Origin of the sequence: Nitrosopumilus zosterae (genome assembly GCF_025998175.1) — an archaeon.
Taxonomy (GTDB): Archaea; Thermoproteota; Nitrososphaeria; order Nitrososphaerales; family Nitrosopumilaceae; genus Nitrosopumilus; species Nitrosopumilus zosterae.
In genome coordinates, this window is the sequence record NZ_AP026695.1 from 1497222 (window position 1) to 1519000 (window position 21779).

The window sequence follows — 21779 nt, forward strand, 5'->3', positions numbered from 1 at the left end:
ATAGATTAATACACATCAAGTAAAATTTTCTTATGAAACTTCCACTTTCAAAATATGTATGGTTTGATGGAGAATATACCCTTACTGAAAAGGCAAAAGTGCCAATTACTACACACGCAATTCACTACGGGACATCAATATTTGAAGGAATTAGAGGTTATTGGAATGGAAAAAACCTTTATGTTTTTAGACTAGATGAGCATGTAAAACGATTTAGAAGATCAGGACAATTCTACAACATCTCATTGAATTTTTCAGATAAAGAAATCACGGATGCCATTGTTGGGATCTGTAGGAAGAACACAATCAAAAAATCATGTTACATAAGACCGTTTTACTTTGTAGGCGATTATGGGATCAATCTCCATGTTACTGAAAAGGCTCCAACAAATGTTGCAATTTTTACATTTCCTTTTGGGGATTTATTTAACAAAAACGGAATTACTGCAGGAGTTGTATCTTGGAGAAAATTCTCAGACATGTCTACACCGCCACAAGCAAAAATGGGTGGGAATTATCTGAATTCAATCATTGCAACTCAAGAAGCAAAAAGAAATGGTTTTGATGAAGCAATTTTACTTGATCATAATGGAAATGTGAGTGAAGCACCAGGAGAAAATGTCTTCATTGTAAGAGAAGGACAACTAGTAACACCTGCATTATCATCATCTGCACTTGAAGGAATTACACGCGATGCAATTATCAAAATTGCAAAAGATTTGGATATCGATGTTATAGAAAGAGATGTTACTAGAAGTGAACTGATCATTTCAGAAGAGATTTTTCTTACGGGAACAGCAGCTGAAATCACACCTATCATATCAATGGATGCAAAAAAGATCGGTAATGGCAAACCAGGCGACATTACAAAGAAAATGATGCAGGAATATACAGACATAGTTATGAACAAAAATGGCGATTATTCTCATTGGCTAACGGAAGTGTACTAAATGAAAATTGTTCAAATTGGGACAGGAGGATGGGGGAAAAATCACACTAGAATTTTATCTCAACTAGGAGTTCTTTCAGCAATTTGTGATGCAAACCCTCAAAAAAGTAAAGAATACGGAGATAAGTATTCTGTAAAGCATTATGATTCATTAGATGAATTGCTAAATTCTGAGGAATTTGATGGTGCGTTTGTGGTAACACCAACATCTACTCATACTGAAATTGCAAAAAAATTGTTAGAGGCAAAAAAACATGTTTTTGTAGAAAAACCAATGACCTACAAATCGGAGGATGGCGAATTACTTGCTAAACTTGCAGAAAAGAACAAAGTTATTCTCACATGTGGATACATAGAGAGATTTAATCCAGCAGTAGATGAAGTGAAAAAATTGGTGAAAGGAAAAAAATTTGGTGATTTAGTAATGTTAGAATTTCATCGTGAAAATAGAATGCCTCTACATATCAAAGATGTTGGAATAATTTATGACACATCAGTTCACGATATTGATACTGCTAATTGGTTGTTTGATGACATGCCACACGTAGTTTTTGCAAGGGCAGGTAAAATTAAACATGAACATGAAGATTTTGCAAGCATAATGCTAGGATACAAAGATGACAGAGTCGCAATAATTTCATCAAATTGGATTACACCCAAAAAAGTTAGAAAATTCAATGCAGTATGTACAGATGCGATTATTTCATCAGATTTTATCACCCAAGAGATTATTGTAGAAAAAGACAATCATAATGAAACTATTCAAAATGAGAAACAAGAGCCATTATTACTAGAAATTCAAAGTTTCCTTGGAGCAATCGAGGGCAAAAATGAGCATATTGTAAAATCACAAGAAGCTGTAAATGTGACAAAAATCGCAGAAGCGGCACTCTTATCTAGTTTAAAGGGAATTCCAATTTATCTGGATTTAAAATGAATAAAACAATGATGGATATTTTAGCATGCCCAATTGACAAAAATCATCCGTTAGAATTATTCGAAATTGAAGAAAAAGACAACGTAATTTCAGAAGGTGCGTTATTTTGTGAAAAATGTTCTAGATTTTATCCTATTATAGAAGGTATTCCAATCATGCTTCCAGATGAATTAAGGGACAAAAAGCAAGAGATGGATTTCCTAAAAAATTACAAAAAAGAATTACCTGAAAAAATTATTACGCAGGGAAATCCATGGCACTTGTGAGACAATGGTTACAAATTTCATTTCAGATAAAGCAAAAATAGGTCAAAATGTGCAGATTTGGCATTTTTCATATGTGGGGGATAATGTAGAGATTGGAGACAATGTCAAAATTGGATCTCTTGCACATATTGATTATGATGTAAAGATTGGTGAAAACACAAAGATAGAAGGACAAGCGTACATTCCACCATTATCTAGAATTGGAAAGAATGTTTTCATAGGTCCAGCAGCAGCCCTTACAAATGATCCTTATCCAATGTGCGATAAAATGATTGGAGTTACAATTGAGGATAATGTAATAATTGGTGCAAGAGCAGTAATCAAAGCTGGTGTCACTGTAAGAAAGAACAGCGTTGTTGCAATGGGAGCAGTCGTAACAAGAGATGTTCCTGAAAATTCTGTGGTAATTGGTTCTCCTGCTACGATAAGATACAGCAGAGGAGAATACGACAAGAAACAAAGAAAATGGAAAGAAGGTTAAGATTTAATTTCTTTTTTAAATATCCAATTTTTCAGTTTTGATAATATTAGAATCCAAACTACAACAAGAACAATAGCAACTATAGCTTTGATGATTGATGCTATAAACAGACTAAATTCTCCATAACCAGTAATTGAGATTGGGCCTAAAATTGTAACAAGAATTCCACCTCCAAGAAGAATCAGAATCCACATTGCAAACAAGAATCCAAACAGATCAGATTTCAAAGAGACACTCCCATCAAAAATGCCGTAATTATTGCCAAAATTCCTGAAAAAATAGCCAGTCTAAAGATAGCAAATCCAACCTGTTTTTCAGTTAGTGGACCTCCAGCGAGAATTAATCTCACCAGAGTTACAGGTGCGGTTTTGTCATCAGTTGCTTTTAGTTTAAAATCATCAGTATGCTCTACAGGTTTTCCTTTGATTTGTCTATGTTCAACTATACGTTTTACACTTGACAGAAACAAAAAGGAGTTGATCACTGCAGGCAGCAGTGCTACTGCTGCAATTATTTCAACGCCACCAACGATTGCAATTGCTCCGTACATTGCACCAAGAGTTAGTGCACCAGAATCACCAGGAAAAATTTTGCTTGGGATTTTATGGTATTTGTAAAATGCTAGAGAAACAAATCCAAGTGGCAGACTTATGATTGCAATTTCATAATTTTGAATTATAAACAAACATAATGATAATGAAAAACTAGCAATTACCATAAAGCCACTTGCAACTCCATTTAGAACATCAATTGAATTAATTGTATTACCAGTAATAGGGATCATGAAAATTATTAATCCAAGATATAATGCTGGGATTTGAACAGTTCCAAATAGAGGAAAAGCAAGATCTGAATCATATGCACCAAAAACAATTATTGGAATTGCTGCAATTCCAAGCGCTATGGGTTTAAACCATCCACCCATAACTCTTCTATCATCAACGTATCCTATTAGAAAAGCTGCAAATGTGGTAATAGTTATCGCAAGAATTTCATTTGCCTGTAAAAATACATAAAGTGTAATTTCAGATGCAATAATTCCCACAATAATAGATATTCCACCAGGTCTTGCAACCATCACGTCCTCTTTCTTGTTCATATCTTTGACTGTAAGATTTCTTTTTTCAAGAAATTTAATCAGTGGAGGAGTCATTACAAAAACTAGAAAAAATGCAATAAAGCATGAAACTATTACAGGAAGTATTAATTCAATCAATTATCTAACCTTTCGTAACTCCGTCTTTATGTTATCCGCTATGGTTGAACCAATTTTATCAATTTCTGCCAATTTATTTACAGGAATTTTGGCCAAATCATCCAGATTCTTTATCCCATGTTTGAATAGAACTCTTGCTCTCACCCTTCCAATTCCTTTGACTTTAACTAGGTCCAATAACTCCTCTCGAATTCCATAGACAATTCTATTTCTCAGATCGGCTAATTCTTCAAGCAAATCTGCTCTTTCAACATGTTTTGAAATTTCCCTAAGGCAATATGATAGCCAATTGGCATTTTCAACCATCCTATGCATGTCTCCTGACTCTATTCCAAGGTTGTCAGACAAAGATAATTCAGAAGATTCGGTAATCCAAGACTGTAAGGCCAAAAGGCTTCGTGAGCAGTCATACTCAGAAATTGGTTCAAGTAATTCTGAAGAGTTATTTTCTATCATCAAGCTTGCTGACTCATAATCCTTTTGGCGTAATGAAAATTTTGGAAAAAATTCATCGCAATTTGTAATCAAATGCAAAAATCCGAACGTGTGTTTTCTTTCTTGAGATACGTTTTCAATTGCATCTCTAAAATACGTAGCAGTTAAAGGATCAATGTACAACATTGATGTTTTTTTGCCAAACTCAGTAGCTGCGTATCGTTCACCTTTTTTGATTATCAAAAATTTGCTAGAAAGAAAACGCAGAGATATGTCAATCGCAAATTTCAGAGTGGGTTTTCTTGATTGTAGTCCCCCCAACGTTTGCAAAAAGAATTCCAAAATTTCTTCTTTTTTAATTCCAGGGTGTGTCACTATTACACTAAGTATATGTGTTCGCAGAGATTTATCATCGGTAATCTTTGAAATTATTGGTTCTGGTTCCCCATTAATGTAATACTCTATAAGATCATCAGTGTTTCCATTTCCAACAATTATTGATTCGCCAAAATCGTCATATTGTGGTCTACCAGCTCTGCCACAAAGTTGTTTGTATTCCAGAATACTAATAGGTCTATTTGCACCAACTTTTGCATTATATCGATTAATATTTGAAATCACAACTCTTCTTGCAGGAAGATTTACACCTGCAGCTAAAGTTGGAGTCGAGGACAATAGTTTGATTGTGCCTTTCCTAAATTCAGTCTCTATTATCTCTCTGCATTTTTGATTCAGTCCTGCATGATGAAATGCAACTCCTTTTTTTACAAGGTGTGCTAATGTTTTTACTAATTCTGTATGCTCATTTTCAGATAGAATTTTTTTTGATGTTTTTTCTAATTCAGTCAATTCATTTTTTTTTAGAATCTGAAATATAGCATCAGCAGCTTTTGTAGCAAGGGATTTTGAGCGAGTCCTGGTTTCAGCAAATACCAATGATTGACCACCTTGTTGTACTGATTGCACGCCTAAATCAATTGGCGTTCCACGTAAACTCCGCTCAACTTCAAAGGTCTTACCATCACTCATAGTAACCTCACCACCATCACATACTCCTTCAGAGAGAGGTACTGGTCGCCAGTCATTTCTTACTAGTTTGCAGTTTAGCCAATCTGCAATCTCATCAGAATTGGTAATTGTTGCACTAAGTCCTACAAGTTGAGGCTTTGTATCTAATAGTTTTAGCTGTGTCAAAATTATTTCAAGTGTTGGACCTCTGCTTTCATCTCCAATCAAATGCACTTCATCAGAAATCACCAATCCAATTTCTTCAACCCATTCAACACCATGTCTAATAATTGAATCCATCTTCTCATTTGTCAGAATTAAGACATTGCTTTTCTCAAGATTTTTCTCAATATTTTCAAAATCACCAGTTGAAATTCCAACTTTGATTTTTTTTCCTAACGCAACTTTTTCTAATTTTTTAAATTCTGAAAACTTTTCAGCCGCTAATGCTCGCAAAGGACTAAGATAAATCACTTTACCGTCATTTTTAGAAAGAAAACTAATCATGGCAAGCATTGCAATCAGAGTCTTTCCACTTGCTGTTGGAGCAGAAACTAGAATATTTTTTCCAGATAATAATCCAGACTCTACACTATCTGCTTGTGGCGGATATAATTTTTCAAAACCTTGTGATTGTAAAAAATCAATTGCTGATTTTGGAAGATCTAGTTGCTCAATTTTCATACTCGGTTATAGTGACCGGGTTTTGATTCATAAATAGATGCTTCTCTGAGCATTCTTCGGATATAGTTTCTTGCCTCTTCTTCTGTGAATTTTTCACTCTTTTCAAGTTCTTTGACAAATGCTCTTTCTTCAACTGGAACTTTGTTGTCTCCTTCAAGACTTTTTAGAACATCCATGAATAGTTGCATCTTTGAAACTTCACTTCGTGGCTTTCCTTGTAATACTCCAAGGTCTACCTTTCCAGTATTCACATCAACACCGGCATCTTGAAGCATGCTTTGAATAAGGAATATTGCACGCTCAGCATCTTCTTCTTCTACCTTGTCTTTCATGAGCAATCTTGCTCGTGCAGTAGAAAGTCGAATAATTCCTTCTAGTTGTCTTGGAGTCACAGTAATCATTTCTTCAGATTCTACATTTCTCATTTGAAGGTAATACGACAGAATTTTTTCTTCTGCTTCTTTGGTTAATTCAGGAATACCGCGTTTTGCATAGGATAGGTACTTTGTAAGTAAATCAACCTCAATAACAGATTTTTTATCGGTTCCTTGAGTGGTGTTTCTTTGTATAATGTGTCTTGCAATCTTTTCATCTCTTTCTTTAGTTGGAATGTCTCTTACAACAAAGATCAAATCAAATCTTGTAAGTAATGGAATTGGCAAATTTACATTTTCAGTGATATTTTTGAAAGGATCATATTTTCCATACATGGGGTTTGCAGCAGCTAAGATTGAAGTTCGAGCATTTAGTGTCGCAACAATACCGCCCTTTGCAATACTCGCTGACTGTTGTTCCATTACTTCGTGTAATGCACTTCTGTCTTCTGGCTTCATCTTGTCAAATTCGTCTATACTTACAAGACCTTGATCCCCTAGAACTACTGCACCAGCTTCTAACATCATAATTCCTGTTTTATCTCTAACTACGGCAGCTGTAAGTCCTGCAGCAGTTGAACCCCTACCTGAAGTATACAAACCTCGTGGTGCAATTCTTGCACAGAATTTTAACATCTCACTTTTTGCAGTACCAGGATCCCCAACTAGAAATACGTTAATGTCCCCTCTAATCTTACTTCCATCGCCAAGTAATCTCTGATTAGAACCTACAATGAGTAGCAAAATAGATTCCTTGATTAATGACTGTCCTTGAATGTGTGGTGCAAATGAATCAATTAGTCTTTGATATACATCAGAACTTTGACTGAGAGCTTTGATCATTTTTTCTTCCTCAGGTGAAATCTCTTCTCTTCCTATTTTTCTATCAGTTTTAGAACCACGACCACTCAAAAATTCGATATTATTTCCCTCAATTCTTAATCGATATAATCCGCTGTGACCTCGCTGAATTCCTGCAACAGACTCTTGTTCTACTCTAACTACACCAGTAAGAATAATTCTATCACCAGGTCTTGAATTATCTACTAAATCCTGCCTAATTGTGACATCAATATAATGAGGAAGTTGACCAGGAGGCAAATCCTCAGGAAGTTCCTGTAATCTAAGTATTTGAAAATCAATAAACTTGCTTGCTTCAGGTTTTAACTCAAAATCTCTCTGTTTACAATTTGGATTATCACACACAACAGGAATTTTAACATCCATTCCCTTTAGCTGAATTACTTTTGTTGTATGTTCATCAGGGCATACAAAGACCAGCTCTTTGGCAAGTGGTTTTACTTCTGATGCTCTAACTACCATTCCTGAAACACTTGTAATGTGTCCAATTGTTTCAGCATTGATTTGTCTTAGACTTCGCTCTAGTGGGAAATTAATTAATCTTACACGAACTTCATCTTTGATTTTTTCTGCATAATCAGGAAATCTAGTTTGTAATGCTTCTTTGATTGCTCTAGAGAATGCATCAAATATCCTATCAGGATTTTTAGAAAACATTACTTCAATTTGTGGTTCTACTACCAAATCATTATAATCAACGATAATGTATTTTGCATTTTTTGGCATCATCTCATCGATTGCATCTACATACTTGTAGACACCATTCTTATCTTTGAATCTAGTCAGGAATTCTTTTACTTTATCTGACAAGGCAGAATCTGTAAAAGTACTAGCCTGTTTACTGCTCATTTAAGCCCCCAGTGATTTGTTTTTCAAACTCTTTGCTGTTATCATAGATAGTTTGGTAAAAGATATTTTCTTCAACAGTTAGTTTGTTATATAATTCAGAATTCAGTTTGATAGAGTCTGCCGTCTTTACTAGTTTTCCTCTTCTCATTCTAAATAATTCTAGCATCATGCTTTCAACTTTATCAAAATCATCACGATTCAGTTCTTTCATAGACTCTCTTAATTTTATGTAAAAATGTGGATCAAGTGTAGATATTTGATACTCTCCAACCATTTTTTCTTTTGACAGTGCTTGTTTTAATTCAGTAATCATATCAGGAGAATCCAGTACACCCAAGTTATTATCAGATAGAATCTTTCCTACCCACCGTGGAATATTATCAGTATCACCCTGAGTTGCATCAATTTTTACACCTGCCACATTAAATTTAAAATCCTGATTTACAGTGAATTTAGCATCCTTTAGGCGATATCCAATACTATGAACTTTTTCTACTTTATCAATTTCCATGCGAGACTACTTATCCTCTTTTAGATCCTCAAGTATCGGATCGATCAATTCTGTTAACAATTTAGTGAGATCAATTGATCCTAATTAATCTCAGGCTGATCGCATCTTGATTATAATGAATTTGATTTTAAAAGATGGTATGATACAATAACCAATTCGGATTTATTAATGGGGATTAGGCCTTAAGAACTCATGTTGGGAAGCGGCATGTGGGTTGAAAAGTATCGACCAACAAAACTCTCAGAGATCGTAAACCAAACTGAGATTATTGGGAGTTTGGAGGCCTTAATCAAAGATCCAACAGATATGCCTCATCTGATGTTTTCAGGATCTGCAGGGGTTGGAAAGACAACTGCCGCGCTATGTATCGCAAATCAGATTTTAGGAGACAATTTCAAAGACTACACACTTGAGCTAAACGCATCAGACGAGAGAGGAATCGGCATGGTCAGAGAAAAAGTTAAGAAATTTTCAAGATTTGCTGGAATGGGCGAAGTTCCATTCAAGATTATCATTTTAGATGAAGCAGATGAGATGACAGCAGATGCACAAACTGCCCTAAGAAGAATCATAGAAGACACTGCAAAAATTTGTAGATTTATTTTCATTGCGAATAACATTTCAAAAATTATCGACCCCATTCAAAGCAGGTGTGCTACATTCAAGTTCACAACCATTCCAGAAGAAGATCTCATTAAAAGACTAGAAGAGATTGCAAAGAATGAAAAAATAAAATTTGATAAAAAAGGCCTCAAGGCAATTTATGATTACTCTGAAGGAGACATGAGGCATGCAATTAATCTAATGCAGGCAACTGCAAGTCTTGGTGGGATTACAGAAGAGCATGTAAAGGGATCAGCTGGCCTAACTAAAACTAGCGATGTAGACGAGGTTCTAAAGATTGCTCTTTTGGGTAAAGTTGCAGAAGCAAGAGAGAAGATGATAGAATTAATCAAAGTTTATGGAATGTCGGAATCTGATTTTTTAAAATATCTCAACTCGGCAGTTTTCAAGTCAAAGCATGAAAAGTTATCAGACATTTTAGAGATTATCGCAAAATATGATTATAGAGTTCTAGTTGGCGCAAATTCTGAAATTCAGTTATCCGCAATGCTAGCTGAACTCGGAAAGATAGAAAAATAAGAACGCAGAGAGAGGGATTTGAACCCCCGTATGCTTGCGCACACAGGCTCTCAAGGCCCGCGCCCTACCGAGCTAGGCGACCTCTGCGAAAACTCTTCGATGGAAGTGATTAAAATTTGTTGATGTGAAATAGAAAAATAAGAAAAAAGAAAAAATTTCTTTAATCGTGTGCGTGTGGGTTTTCAGAGCCAGATTTCATAAGTACATATGTACCGGCTGCTTTCTCGTGCCATTCTTGGTTAGCTGATTCAATTCGAATTGCGCCTTCAGGACAGATTTCTTGACATGCCATGCAAACAGTACAATCATGTTCTCTGATTGGTTGTGATTTGTCTGTATAGTCTAATCTTTCATCTTGTTCTGTTTTACCAGTACCTTCAAAAGTTTCGCCCAGACATTTGTCTGCTGGAATATCTTTTTCGGTTCTGTACCATTGGAATGTTTGAACTGGGCATACACTCATGCATGCACCTGCTGCAACACAGGAATCCCAATCTACTGCGACAGTTGTTCCATGAATTCCTAGAGGAACTTGTTTTTCTCCTCGAGCTTCATAAGCTGCCTTCACATCTTCATTTGAAAATGCGGCACCATCAGTTCTTCCCTTGCCCCAAATCCAGTGGAAATTTTCACCATCTGCATGGCTTGTTTTTCCTGTTGGTTTTACATCATTGTGACAAAAGTCTTCTGGTATTTGTAATTCTGCCATATACAAACTACCCCCAAAATATTATTTAAATCTAGATATAATTAGTCAAGACTAAATAAAAAAGAAAATAAAAATTACAGATATGATTTTGTCTTGAATTTCTAAAGAGTTTTGGCTGCAGACTCATGTTTTTCAACATTTGACTGATCAACTTTGATTGCCTGCGGTGGACAAACTGATACACATGCCATACACCAAATACAATCATGTTCTCTGATTGGATCTGCCTTGTCAGTTAGATCTTTTCTTTCATCTTTGACATTGCTGCCAGTTCCGTTAAAAGTTTGACCAACAACATCTTTGGCCGGAATATCTTTTTCAGTTCGATACCATTGGAATACTTGTACAGGACACGCTTCAATACATGCACCATCTGCAACACAAGAATCCCAATCAACTGCAACCATCGTACCACTTACACCTAGAGGAACTTGTTCTTCACCTCTTGCAGCATATGCAGCAACTACATCGGCATCTGCAAACACTTCAGCTTGAGAACCGTCTGTGTTTTTCTCTTTACCTGGACCCCACATGATATGGAAATTTCCATCATCGAGTTTTATTTTTCCAAGTGGTTTTAGGCCTTCTGGAAAATTTTCTGCTATTGGCATAGTATAATTTTTCAGAGTTATTATTTAAAGCTAGATAGGGTAAATTACGAATGCACCAGTAACAATCGATCTTTCAGGAATGAATTCCTTACGTTCATAACGCTGAACGATCAATTCTCTGGATATGGATATTATCAAGTATGATGTATATCGTGGACCAAACATTGGAGTTTACACTAAAGTAAATGACAGTGTAATTTTACTTCCAATGGGATATGCACAATCAAAAGCAGAAAAACTTGCAAAATATCTTGGTGTAGAATATCGATTCATGTCAATTGCCAACACAAGATTAATTGGAGCATTATGTGTAATGAATAACAAAGGAATACTGATTCCAAAAACTGCATATCAAGATGAATTTGACTTTCTCAAAAACGAAACAGATCTGGAAGTAGGTGTTCTTGATTCAAAATTATCTGCTTTAGGAAATGTCATTTGTACTAATGACAAAGGAGCAGTTGTGTCTCCTTGGTTATCTCCTCAAGACTGTAAAAACATTTCAGATGTTTTAGGAGTTGAGGTAATTCAGAAAAAAATTGCAGGTTTTAATCAGACAGGAGCTGTAATGGTAGCAAACAATTCTGGTGCAGCAATTCATCCGGAAGCGGATGAAGAAGATATGAAGACATTTTCCAATTTGTTAGGCGTAAAAATCGAGCAGTGCTCCATAAATAACGGAATTCCATATGTAGCATCAGGAATTCTAGTAAACAATCATTCTCTTGTTGTAGGGTCATTAACTACTGGTCCTGAAATAATGATGTTGACTAGGGCTTTTCTAAATTAAGAATAGACTTTGGATCCTCAGTTAATTTCTCCAGTGAAATGGTTCCTTCAGTTCCATTAACCATATCTTTGAGTACGACATTTCCTTCTTCAAGTTCATCAGGACCAACTATAATTGATAATTGTGCATTGCTTGCAATATCCATTTGTTTTTTTAGATTTCGCCCTGCCAAGTCAATATCAGTTGGAATATTGTTTAGTCTTAACAGTGATGCAATTGAATATGCGACTTTTTGCATTTCTTCATTTATGTACAATACTGCAACTCGCTTTTGTAAAATTTTTGGAATTATTTTTTGTTCTTGCATTGTAAGGATTATTCTTTCAACACCTCCTGCAACTCCAGTTGCACCAATATCATCCCTTCCAAATGCTTTAGTTAGTGTGTCATATCTACCACCACCGGCTAGTGCACCCAGTGTAGAATTTTTGTCAAATACTTCAAATACAGTACCGGAATAGTAATCCAGTCCTCTAACAATACCAAAATTAATTCTAACATTTGATACTCCCCTATTCTCAAGCGAATCAAATAGTTGTTTTAGTTCATTCCATGATCCTAATTGTGTTGTGTCAAATATTTTTTCAACTTCTGAAATTGTTCCTTTGATTTGCGAGAACTCTAGTATTTTTTCAATTTTTTCTGTTTGGTAACCTTTTGCTTGAAATTCCTTTAGGATTTCGTCTTTTGATTTTTTTGCAATTTTGTCGACTGCTCGTAAAATATCAGCAACTAATTCGGGATCATTAGAATTAAATATTTTGTTAATGTATGACTCTACCAGATTTCGGTGATTAATGTCAATGGTGATTTCACGGAGTAAAAGCGAATCAAACAATCTAGAGGTTAATTCAATGATTTCAGCTTCTGATTCAATGCTTGGTTTTCCATATATCTCAATATCCCATTGATGAAAGTATCGATATCTACCTTTTTGTGGTTCATCATATCTGAAGACACCTCCAAAACTGGATAGCTTTGCAGGAAGTTTCATCGATTTTTGAGATGCGGCATATCTTGTTAGGCCCATTGTAAAGTCAAATCTTAATGCAACTTCTCGATCTCCTTTGTCTTTGAAATAGTAAATTTCGTCCCGTATTCCTGGACCTGACTTTGTCTCTAGAGTCGATAGCAGTTCAATGGGAGATGGATCCATAAATGAAAACCCATACAAATTTGATAACTGCTTGAAATGATACCTGACATGCTCAATGTTTGCATTTTCTGCTCCCTCAAAATCTTTCATTCCTCGTGGCAGTTCCAAGATGATTCTTTCTTAGATGGTTGTGATTTAGATATTTCTCTAAAAATGCCAATTTTTTAAAGAGATTTTTTCTAAGAATACTTGTGACAATTGAGAAAATCACTATTGGAGAAGATTTGGAAATTTGTAGAATTCTAAACGGAATGTGGCAAGTTGCAGGAGGTCATGGTCAAATTGACAAAGAATTGGCGATAGCAGACATGATAGAATATCACAAATCAGGATTTACAACTTGGGACTTGGCAGACATTTATGGTCCTGCAGAATCACTAATTGGAGAATTCCAAGAAAAAATAGACAAGACTCAATCTCAAGCACTTACTAAGTTTGTTCCCAATCCAGGTCCTATGAGCAACAGTATTGTTACCTATCATATAGAGCAATCATTAAAAAAAATGAAAACAGAATGTATTGATTTACTCCAGTTTCATTGGTGGGATTATAATGATTCAAGTTATCTTGATGCATTGAATCATTTATCAAAATTACAAAAAGATGGGAAAATTAAACATCTTGGATTGACAAACTTTGACACCAAACGAGTAAAAATAATGATTGAGAATGATTTTCAAATTGTATCAAACCAAGTTCAGTATTCAATTTTAGATCAAAGGCCAGAAAAAATCATGACTCCATTTTTTGCAAAACATGGAATAAAGATTTTAACATATGGAACATTACTTGGAGGATTCTTTTCTGAAAAATATCTGGGTTTGGATGAACCGCATAGAGGAGAATTAACCACATCCAGTCTGCAAAAATACAAGAATATGATTGATGTTTGGGGAGGATGGAATTTATTTCAAGAATTACTTTGTGCCTTAGATCAAATTTCAAAGAAACATGGTTGCAGCATTGCCAATGTTGCAACAAGATTTGTATTAGATAGGCCACAAGTTACAGGAGTAATTATTGGCGCAAGACTTGGAATCAATAATCACAGAAATGACAATTCAAAAGTTTTTGACATAAAATTAGATAACGATGATATTTCAATGATTAATGCCATCACTGAAAAATCAAATGATTTGTTTGAGATTATTGGTGATTGTGGAGACGAATACAGATAAAAATTAGTGAGAAAGAGGTTGTTACTTTTTTGCAATAAATTGTCTGTACGTACATATATCAGAAGGAGTAATGGAATCACATCCTTCAAGAATCCTGTGAAGTTAATTTTTTGCAGGCTTGAGGTTTTGACAAGAATTATTCATGGAATTTTGATGATTGCTCATCAAAACCCATGGTGTGTTAGGTGATTTAATTTTCAAAATTTGTATTTAACCCCGATGGTCGATTTATCCGTAAATTGCAGCAAATTCTAACTAGAGAATTTTAGATATAACTATGCAAAACTATTCAGTTTTTGAAAATGAATTGGTTTGGTTTCAATGCCCCTTAATTTAGGTGTAAAAACACAGTTTTAATTATTATAAAAAAATGTAGAATCAATGTCAGAACCAATTGACAGATCAGAGTATTGTTCTGGATTCAAAGAATAGCACACACTGGGCTCAAATTGTATTACAGTAGATTCTTTTTCAGATAATGATTTTATTTTTGGAGAGGAATTTTTTTGCAATATGTTTTTAATTATTGATTCTTTAATCTCGGTTCTGATAGGTTCATCTGTAATAAAACGTACATTTCCACGAAGTTGATAACCTTCTAAATCATCTTTGTTAAAAACAGCAACAGTGACCCATGAATTTATTTGGAAATTCTTGTAGGATTTGTGTTTAAAAAAATCAAGCCAGTAAATTACATTTTCTTCCACCTTGAAGAATATTCTAGGAGATACATTTGCAATCGTGGTGCCACTAACGGTTCCTACAACAAAAATTCCTTGCGTATTAATGAAATCTTTAATCGTGTCTGGAATCCGCACACCATATGATGAATTGAAGTTGGTAATAAAGACACAATTTTAATTTAAAATATGAGTGATGCTGGATGTTTCTATTATTATCGATAATCAGTTAAAATCCAAAATAAGATTTTCAAGTTCGAGAACGTGTACCTATTCTTATTACACATACATAAATGGATAAATTATGGTCATAAAGTCTTTCAAGTATCCCATTCCACAGATTACTTATCTAGTAAAGAAAAGACTTTGGGCTCAAGTTCTATTTGCATTGTTTTTAGGATTAGTGGCAGGGATAATTTTAGGTCCAGAAATAGGATTAGTTGAGAAAGAAACTGCAGGAGTCATCACTGATTGGTTATCAATTCCAGCAAATCTGTTTTTAAAAATTATTCAAATGATCATTATTCCGTTAATTTTTGCATCAATCATTAGAGGAATAACATCGTCTGGAAGTATGGAACAATTACAAAAACTAGGATTAGGTGTATCAGTATATTTTGTTGCAACAACAATCATTGCATTAACAATAGGAATTCTACTTGTATCAACAATAGAACCGGGAAATTTTATTGACAGTTCTTTGATTAGAGAAAGTTTTGGAATTGAAGATGCCGAACCTGTTGAAAAAGCAGAATTTAGCATACAAGATATTCCTCAAAGCATAGTGAGTTTGATCCCAAGTAATCCTTTAGCTTCTTTTATGTCTGGAGAGATGTTAAGCATCATAATTTTTGCATTGATTGTAGGAGTGTCTATGATTTCAATTCCCAAACAAAGTTCTCTACCAATTCTGGATTTATTAGAATCCATACAAAAAATTACTCTGAAAGTAGTTTCATGGGCCATGCGTCTTGCGCCGTTTGCAGCATTTGGTCTAATGGCAGGAATTACGTCTAAAATTGGTCTTTCCGCATTAGGAGTACTTGGGGCATACATGCTAACTGTTGTGATAGGTCTTTTTGTAATGATATTGGTGTACATGCTAATCATCAAGTTTTTTGCAAAGAGACCACTTTCTTCCACATTTAAAATGATGAAAGATGCTCAACTTCTTGCATTTTCAACTTCTAGTTCGGCAGCTGTTATGCCGTTATCAATTAAAACTGCTGAAGAAAAAATGAAAATCAAGCCCAAAGTTTCTCAGTTTATCATCCCATTAGGCGCTACAATTAACATGGATGGAACTGCACTTTATCAAATTGTAGCAGTATTTTTTCTTGCACAGCTTTTTAGCATAGATTTAGGATTTACAACAATTCTTTTGATAACATTAACTGCACTTGCAGCATCTATTGGTGCACCGTCAGCACCTGGAACAGGTATTGTAATTCTTTCAACAATTCTCATCACTGCAGGCATTCCACCTGTTGCAGTTGTATTATTGCTTGGAGTAGACAGAATATTAGACATGACAAGAACAATGGTCAATGTTACTGGAGATCTTACTGCATGTTTGGTTTTCGATAAGAGGGTAAAAGAAGAAGATATTGTCGAAGATTAATTTTCATATTGATGCAAATTACGCTTTTTTAATTCAACAAATCGGGATTTGAAATTATTCCAATTACTTTTTAATTATCTTTAAGATCAACTGCAGGAACACACCAAATGGATGAGTTCATAGTTTGAATTACAGAATAAAGATAATCATTCTATAATATTATTTCCAAGGATCAGATTCATCATTCCATGATTCTATACCTTTTGATGATTCATCAGCAGGTTTACTATTTCTGATGTCAGATAAAAGACATTCATCAGAGCAATGGGTGGCATCTATATTCTTCATTAATCTTCCACATTTCTTGCAGAATTTACCCATGTCTGATGATTGATTCTAAAAATAAAACAAGTTCGCAGTTTTTCATGCTTGATAATGAACTAGTATTTAATTTGTTTAGTCATAATTTAAATATGTTCATATGATAATATTCGTTCGATGGATGTCTCAACAGTAAAACGAAAACCCCACATCCCAAAAAAGGAAAAAACAAGAACGATAACATATAGACTTTCAGAAAAACTTGTTGCGGAACTAGAAAACGAAGCTATGCAAAAAGGAATTTCTCACAATGTTTTGATGAATCAGATTGCAGAAAAATATATCCAATGGGATAGGTTTGGCGACAAAATCGGAATGATACCTGTTCCAAAAGGGTGCTGACAGCACTTGGCATTGATTTGGAAAGACAGGACATCAACATGGTTGTGGATCTTCTAAAGCCTGTCATCAAAGATAATGTGATGTTCATGAAAGGAAAGTATGATCTAAAAAGATGCATAGAGGCACTTGAGGATTACATGAGGGCATCTGGAATGAAATCAGATCACAGAATTGAAGGATCGTTGCATCATTTTATTATTCAGCATGGACTTGGGATGAATTGGTCATTACTCACTGAACAACTATTAAAAGAAATATTCCATGAATTCTTGCCAGAAAAGAATGTAAAAGCACAGATAACTGAAACTACTGTGATCACCACTATCTCATTGGGCGAGGACTTTAACGAGCATGAATATTAGAAAAATAACTAGTTGAGAATTAACTCAACTTCTGTCTTACCATCATTGTATCTACTTTGAATTCCTTTGATCCTGCTTTTGTACATGAATAGTCTTTTACCATCATCAGTGATGATTCCAGATGTTTTGAGTAATTTGTTGTCATGAAGTGTTTGAATTCTTCTATACACCGTACTCATCGGGATTCCAGCCTCTGCGGTTATCTCAATTGCGGACTTTGGCTTGTCCATAGTAGATTCTAGGATGGCTCTACAATACTTGTCAGATAAAATTTCAAGTAGGCTATCTTTTTGCTCTGCTTCTTCAACTTTGAAGACATGTTGTAATGTTTGCATGAGTAATATCAAACAACATTTGATATAACGACTCAGTACACACTGTATTGCAAATATTTGATATTATTTTTAATGCCTAAATAATTTAAAAAGATCAATAAATCATACCATCATCGCTATAGAACACAATTTTCATACCTAAAATTGGTCTAAAAAATAAAAAAGAAAGATTAGTTAGCAGGAACTACAATTCCCCTATCGATCATCTTAAGAGCAGTGTCTGATTTGAGACACATTGGTACTCCATTTGATGCTTTCATTACCAGACTGAATCCTTCACGACACTCTACGTCTGAAGCATCAATGCCTGCAGTAATTTGTGTACGTGGGGAAATCCATGCTAATTGTATGTTTTTTGCCTTTTCAATGAATTCTTCTCTAAGTTTTTGTTTTTCCTCGTCAGTCATTTCAGATGCTTTCTCACGAAGTTCTGCCTTGAATGCCTTCATGTCAGCCAGTCTGTCATGAATTGCAGATCTTCGCTCATCAGACATTTTGATTTTGACTTTTGTCATGTGATCTTTGAACTTTATCTTTAATTCTGATTTTAGCTCATCTGTTATCTCACCGTGTTTTTCTCTGTATTTCATCTTGATTTCTTCACGTTTCTCATCTGAGATTTCATGGTTTTCCATGATCATTGCCTTGAGTCGTGGGGACATGTCAGACATTCTAATTCTGTCAGTAACTTTGTCTTTGATGTCATCATGATGTTCTTTGTAGTCATCTCTTTCTTCAGGTGTCATATTACACCATTTTGAGATTCTATCAAGTGTTGCAACATCAGTAATTTCTGCGGCTCTATCAGATGCGGTCATTGAACACAATCTATCATAATCCATGACGTCTGTCATTTTATCATGAATTTTCTCGTTCATGTAATCACGCATAACATCTTTGTGTTCTGCAATAAATTTGTCAATTGCGTCATCCCTTTCATTTTCGGATATTTCACAATAGTTCAGAATTCTATCAGAAAACTGTTCTAGTCTTGGATAGTTATCAAAGAATTTCCGTTTGTCTTCGTTTGTCATATCACAGAATCGTTCCAGCATATCATCAAGATCATATTTGTCATGTTCTTTAGTATCGGACACATGTTCTCTGATGAAATCATCAATTTTATCTTCACGTTCATCTTCAGACAAACCACAATAGTTTACTAATCTGTCTGAGAACTGTTCTAGTCTTGGATGGTCTGCAAATAACTGACGTTTTTCCTCGCCAGTCATGTCACAGAAATATTTCAGTCTATCTTCAAGATCTGCATGTCGGTTATATTTGTCGTCTACATCGTTTTCTTCGTCTCTATCATCTTCTAGTTCATCATATTCGTCATCAAAGTCGTTTTCAATTTCGTCTCTAGCTAGAACAACATCAAAAATGAAATCATCAAGAGCATTTTCACGTTCATCCTCATCTTCTATCTCACAAATTACAGAAAGTTTTTCATCATATTCTACCATATCTGGATAGTCGATGAAAAAGTCGCTTCTTTGCTCGATGTTCATTTCACAAAAGTCTTCTAGTCTATCTTCAAGATCATCGGTATCAGCAAATGCCGTACTACTGGCAGTTACTCCAGTAAACATGATCAGTGAAAAAACAACGCTTAGAAGTTGTGTATTTTTCATTACGAGAATTTTTTATTTTAGTATATAAAGAATATCGGTCAATATCATAGCAAGTATTATTACAAATGAGACAATTTTTGAAAAATCATGCCTGACTGGCATTGTTTAATTTTAGTCAAAATAATAATGTGTAATCAAATTGATCTTATGAACAAAAGATAAGTGAATAGTAATTTCTTTTATTCTATAATTGATAATTTTTTTATGTTTTCTCAGAAAGAAAATGAGTTTGTAGATGAGATAGCGAAATGGGCAGAATCAGTCGGGATTAATCTGGATAGAGATCCTGAGCAGGTGTAGCTTTTGAACACGCATTTTGTTAAGTAAAAAAAATTTGAAGGAAAGTCATGAAACTAATAGGACAAACAAAACTACCACATGGAATTGTATATCACTATTCAAACAGTAGTGGAAATATAGAATCCTATTTTATTGAACATGAATCTCAATAGAATTTTTAATGGAATGAATCAATTCATTTCAGTTGGAATCAATTGAATCGCTAAACAAAAAAATTGCAAGTTGCAAAAAATGTCCCAGATTATCAAAATACATCAGAGATGTTGCAAAAAATAAGGTCAGGCGATTCAAAGATGACAGATACTATGGAAAACCCCTTTCAGGATTTGGGGATGTCAATGCTAAATTACTCATAGTGGGTTTAGCCCCAGCTGCACATGGAGGAAACAGAACGGGAAGAATGTTTACTGGGGATTCATCAGGGGATTGGATCGCCAAAGTAATGTACAAACATGGATTTGCATCAATTCCTACCAGTCAGAGAATTGATGATGGACTGATCCTCAAAAATGCATACATCACTGCTGCAGTTAGATGTGCACCACCACAAAACAAGCCTACACAGGAGGAGATGAATACATGTTTTGGTTACTTGGAGAAAGAAAAAGAGATTCTAAAAAACATCACAACAGTTCTTTGTCTTGGAAAAATAGCATATGATGCTACTTGTAAATTGTACAAGATAAAACCTGAAAAATTTGGGCATAACAAGTTATTCCGATATGATAAAATCAGAATTCTTACATCTTATCACCCCTCAAAACAAAATACCCAGACAGGACGACTGACTTGGGCACAATGGTCCGCAGTATTTGCAAAAGCCAAAAAACTCACTATGGCTTGAATTAATGATTTTTAGCGAAAAATAAAAATATTGTAAATACTCAGACTGCTAAAATGGCCGCAGGTAAGGGTTGTTTGACATGCAATTCAGAGCATGACGGAGATTTTTACAGATTTTGCAAGTGTTCTTGTCATGACAGAATTGCAAGGGAAATTGCAGGTTAGAAATAAGTTAATTAAAATCTAAAACTTTAAGGTTTTTTTCAATCATTTTTTTCATAAAGTCTCTTGATTTGTTCAACAGTTGTGGAATCTAACTTTTCAAAAAACTTTTGTAAATCTTGTTCATCTAATTCTTCATCATGAAATAACATTCTATTTTCTATCTGATTTACCATGTTTCAAAGATTATCTTGTTTGATTACAAACAATGTACCAATGACTCAAAAAAATATACTTTTTCAGAATTTACATCCCATGAAACTCAGACCACTGATGTTCTAGCTTGTAAATTATTTTCCAAGCAAGTCTATCTATGTTTACGTTGGGTTCAGCAATAACCAATAATATATATCTGCCAAAAGGAAAACTCATCATCACAACCTTTTCTCTCCTTGAAGATGAATATTTGACTCTGCCCAAATTGGCATCAAATCCTTTTCTGTTTGCAACTCTATGAGCTAGTTCTTGAAATGTCTGCCTTCGTCTTGCATCATTTTCAAAAGGAATAACTCCTTCTTTAAAATCACCTGCAATTAGTTCTCCTTGGCAATCAATCAAACCACAATATCGAATTTCAGGTTCTGCCAAAATATCTTTAATTTTATTTTTAACATCTTCAATTGAAAATTGCTCATCAGACATATGAAATAAGATGTGTTTTTGTGTATTTAATACAACTATTCATAGATGAGATTAGTTAGAGAGAAAAATTAAATAACAATTAAAATAATTAATTTGATGTATATTTGTTTGAATATTTTATAAATAATGAATAAATATTAAGAATTTTCTTAGAATACTTTAAATTTCATTTTTACATAATGTACATGACGAGGTCTATCATATCTGCCGAAAGTCAAAAGGAGAAATTTGAGGAGGTAGACAGATAGGAAAACACGAAAAAAGATGGAAACATCTAAAGTTCGTAGTTTTCCAGCATACCTCGTTTCCTATTTCGTACCAATTCAATTACATAATTGAAAGAATGTCTAGATTCATCACAGTATCCAAAAAGATATGA

At 34.4% G+C, this 21779-nt stretch carries 23 protein-coding genes, 1 tRNA gene and 1 pseudogene; 10 read left to right on the top strand and 15 right to left on the bottom strand.

Going from position 1 to position 21779, the window contains the following annotated elements; genetic code table 11:
• The first annotated feature begins 32 nt into the window (after window positions 1-32).
• From OO712_RS09140 to OO712_RS09155, 4 genes are read left to right on the top strand one after another with little or no spacing between them, the layout of a single operon-like run.
• Window positions 33-950 (top strand): branched-chain amino acid transaminase, encoded by a 918-nt coding sequence (locus OO712_RS09140; protein WP_109876512.1) that lies wholly within the window; start codon window positions 33-35, stop codon window positions 948-950.
• A complete protein-coding gene (locus tag OO712_RS09145; protein ID WP_109876513.1) occupies window positions 951-1886 on the top strand; it encodes a Gfo/Idh/MocA family protein in 936 nt (311 codons plus the stop codon).
• Complete coding sequence (locus OO712_RS09150; protein WP_109876514.1) at window positions 1883-2152, top strand: Trm112 family protein; 270 nt, start codon at window positions 1883-1885, stop codon at window positions 2150-2152. The genes OO712_RS09145 and OO712_RS09150 overlap by 4 nt, the downstream gene beginning before the upstream one ends.
• A 4-nt stretch (window positions 2153-2156) precedes the next feature.
• Window positions 2157-2633, top strand: coding sequence for an acyltransferase (locus OO712_RS09155; RefSeq protein WP_109876515.1), 477 nt, complete (start codon window positions 2157-2159; stop codon window positions 2631-2633).
• Here the strand turns inward: OO712_RS09155 and OO712_RS09160 are convergent.
• From OO712_RS09160 to gins23, 5 genes are read right to left on the bottom strand one after another with little or no spacing between them, the layout of a single operon-like run.
• On the bottom strand, window positions 2630-2860 hold the full coding sequence (locus tag OO712_RS09160) for a hypothetical protein (protein ID WP_109876516.1): 231 nt from the start codon (window positions 2858-2860) through the stop codon (window positions 2630-2632). The two genes, OO712_RS09155 and OO712_RS09160, sit on opposite strands and share 4 nt — an antisense overlap.
• A complete protein-coding gene (locus OO712_RS09165; protein ID WP_109876517.1) occupies window positions 2857-3849 on the bottom strand; it encodes an MraY family glycosyltransferase in 993 nt (330 codons plus the stop codon). The genes OO712_RS09160 and OO712_RS09165 overlap by 4 nt, the downstream gene beginning before the upstream one ends.
• Window positions 3850-5976: a DEAD/DEAH box helicase gene (locus OO712_RS09170; RefSeq protein WP_109876518.1), complete on the bottom strand. Its 2127-nt coding sequence runs from the start codon at window positions 5974-5976 to the stop codon at window positions 3850-3852.
• A complete protein-coding gene (locus OO712_RS09175) occupies window positions 5973-8060 on the bottom strand; it encodes a minichromosome maintenance protein MCM (RefSeq protein WP_109876519.1) in 2088 nt (695 codons plus the stop codon). Before OO712_RS09175 ends, OO712_RS09170 begins: the two co-directional genes overlap by 4 nt.
• On the bottom strand, window positions 8050-8571 hold the full coding sequence (gene gins23 / locus OO712_RS09180) for a DNA replication protein Gins23 (RefSeq protein ID WP_109876520.1): 522 nt from the start codon (window positions 8569-8571) through the stop codon (window positions 8050-8052). The genes OO712_RS09175 and gins23 overlap by 11 nt, the downstream gene beginning before the upstream one ends.
• A gap of 192 nt (window positions 8572-8763) precedes the next feature.
• On the opposite strand from gins23, the gene OO712_RS09185 reads away from it, so the two are divergent.
• A complete protein-coding gene (locus tag OO712_RS09185) occupies window positions 8764-9714 on the top strand; it encodes a replication factor C small subunit (RefSeq protein WP_109876521.1) in 951 nt (316 codons plus the stop codon).
• Between the two features lie 3 nt (window positions 9715-9717).
• On the opposite strand, the gene OO712_RS09190 is transcribed toward OO712_RS09185, so the two are convergent.
• From OO712_RS09190 to OO712_RS09200, 3 genes are all read right to left on the bottom strand, one after another.
• A tRNA-Ser gene (locus tag OO712_RS09190) sits at window positions 9718-9801 on the bottom strand.
• Between the two features lie 73 nt (window positions 9802-9874).
• Window positions 9875-10423 carry a 4Fe-4S dicluster domain-containing protein gene (locus OO712_RS09195; RefSeq protein WP_109876522.1) on the bottom strand — a complete coding sequence of 183 codons (549 nt, stop codon included), beginning with the start codon at window positions 10421-10423 and terminating at the stop codon, window positions 9875-9877.
• Between the two features lie 101 nt (window positions 10424-10524).
• On the bottom strand, window positions 10525-11034 hold the full coding sequence (locus OO712_RS09200) for a 4Fe-4S dicluster domain-containing protein (RefSeq protein WP_109876523.1): 510 nt from the start codon (window positions 11032-11034) through the stop codon (window positions 10525-10527).
• A 124-nt stretch (window positions 11035-11158) separates the two neighbouring features.
• Here OO712_RS09200 and OO712_RS09205 point away from each other — a divergent pair, with 124 nt between their 5' ends.
• Complete coding sequence (locus OO712_RS09205; protein ID WP_109876524.1) at window positions 11159-11824, top strand: translation initiation factor IF-6; 666 nt, start codon at window positions 11159-11161, stop codon at window positions 11822-11824.
• Here OO712_RS09205 and hisS read toward each other — a convergent pair.
• Window positions 11805-13088, bottom strand: a complete 1284-nt coding sequence (hisS, locus tag OO712_RS09210; RefSeq protein WP_109876525.1) for a histidine--tRNA ligase — start codon at window positions 13086-13088, stop codon at window positions 11805-11807. The two genes, OO712_RS09205 and hisS, sit on opposite strands and share 20 nt — an antisense overlap.
• An 83-nt stretch (window positions 13089-13171) precedes the next feature.
• On the opposite strand from hisS, the gene OO712_RS09215 reads away from it, so the two are divergent.
• Window positions 13172-14158, top strand: coding sequence for an aldo/keto reductase (locus OO712_RS09215; protein WP_109876526.1), 987 nt, complete (start codon window positions 13172-13174; stop codon window positions 14156-14158).
• Between the two features lie 353 nt (window positions 14159-14511).
• Here the strand turns inward: OO712_RS09215 and OO712_RS09220 are convergent, their stop codons facing one another.
• On the bottom strand, window positions 14512-14976 hold the full coding sequence (locus tag OO712_RS09220) for a pyridoxamine 5'-phosphate oxidase family protein (RefSeq protein WP_109876527.1): 465 nt from the start codon (window positions 14974-14976) through the stop codon (window positions 14512-14514).
• Window positions 14977-15142: 166 nt separating this feature from the next.
• On the opposite strand from OO712_RS09220, the gene OO712_RS09225 reads away from it, so the two are divergent.
• The gene (locus OO712_RS09225; protein WP_109876528.1) at window positions 15143-16459 is read left to right on the top strand and encodes a dicarboxylate/amino acid:cation symporter; all 1317 of its coding nucleotides are present in this window, start codon (window positions 15143-15145) and stop codon (window positions 16457-16459) included.
• A gap of 159 nt (window positions 16460-16618) precedes the next feature.
• On the opposite strand, the gene OO712_RS09230 is transcribed toward OO712_RS09225, so the two are convergent.
• Window positions 16619-16747 (bottom strand): hypothetical protein, encoded by a 129-nt coding sequence (locus OO712_RS09230; RefSeq protein ID WP_263970057.1) that lies wholly within the window; start codon window positions 16745-16747, stop codon window positions 16619-16621.
• 150 nt (window positions 16748-16897) lie between these two features.
• On the opposite strand from OO712_RS09230, the pseudogene OO712_RS09235 reads away from it, so the two are divergent.
• Window positions 16898-17484 (top strand): annotated as a pseudogene (locus OO712_RS09235) (hypothetical protein).
• A gap of 8 nt (window positions 17485-17492) precedes the next feature.
• Here OO712_RS09235 and OO712_RS09240 read toward each other — a convergent pair.
• Together OO712_RS09240 and OO712_RS09245 are read right to left on the bottom strand one after the other, a co-directional pair.
• Window positions 17493-17819, bottom strand: a complete 327-nt coding sequence (locus OO712_RS09240; RefSeq protein WP_109876529.1) for a winged helix-turn-helix domain-containing protein — start codon at window positions 17817-17819, stop codon at window positions 17493-17495.
• 170 nt (window positions 17820-17989) lie between these two features.
• Window positions 17990-19453 (bottom strand): WING-49 domain-containing protein, encoded by a 1464-nt coding sequence (locus OO712_RS09245; protein ID WP_109876530.1) that lies wholly within the window; start codon window positions 19451-19453, stop codon window positions 17990-17992.
• Between the two features lie 484 nt (window positions 19454-19937).
• Here OO712_RS09245 and OO712_RS09250 point away from each other — a divergent pair, with 484 nt between their 5' ends.
• A complete protein-coding gene (locus tag OO712_RS09250) occupies window positions 19938-20597 on the top strand; it encodes a uracil-DNA glycosylase (RefSeq protein WP_109876531.1) in 660 nt (219 codons plus the stop codon).
• 202 nt (window positions 20598-20799) lie between these two features.
• Here OO712_RS09250 and OO712_RS09255 read toward each other — a convergent pair whose 3' ends face one another.
• Complete coding sequence (locus OO712_RS09255) at window positions 20800-20934, bottom strand: hypothetical protein (protein WP_263970058.1); 135 nt, start codon at window positions 20932-20934, stop codon at window positions 20800-20802.
• Between the two features lie 70 nt (window positions 20935-21004).
• Window positions 21005-21400 (bottom strand): DUF6659 family protein, encoded by a 396-nt coding sequence (locus tag OO712_RS09260; protein ID WP_109876532.1) that lies wholly within the window; start codon window positions 21398-21400, stop codon window positions 21005-21007.
• Window positions 21401-21779 lie beyond the last annotated feature (379 nt).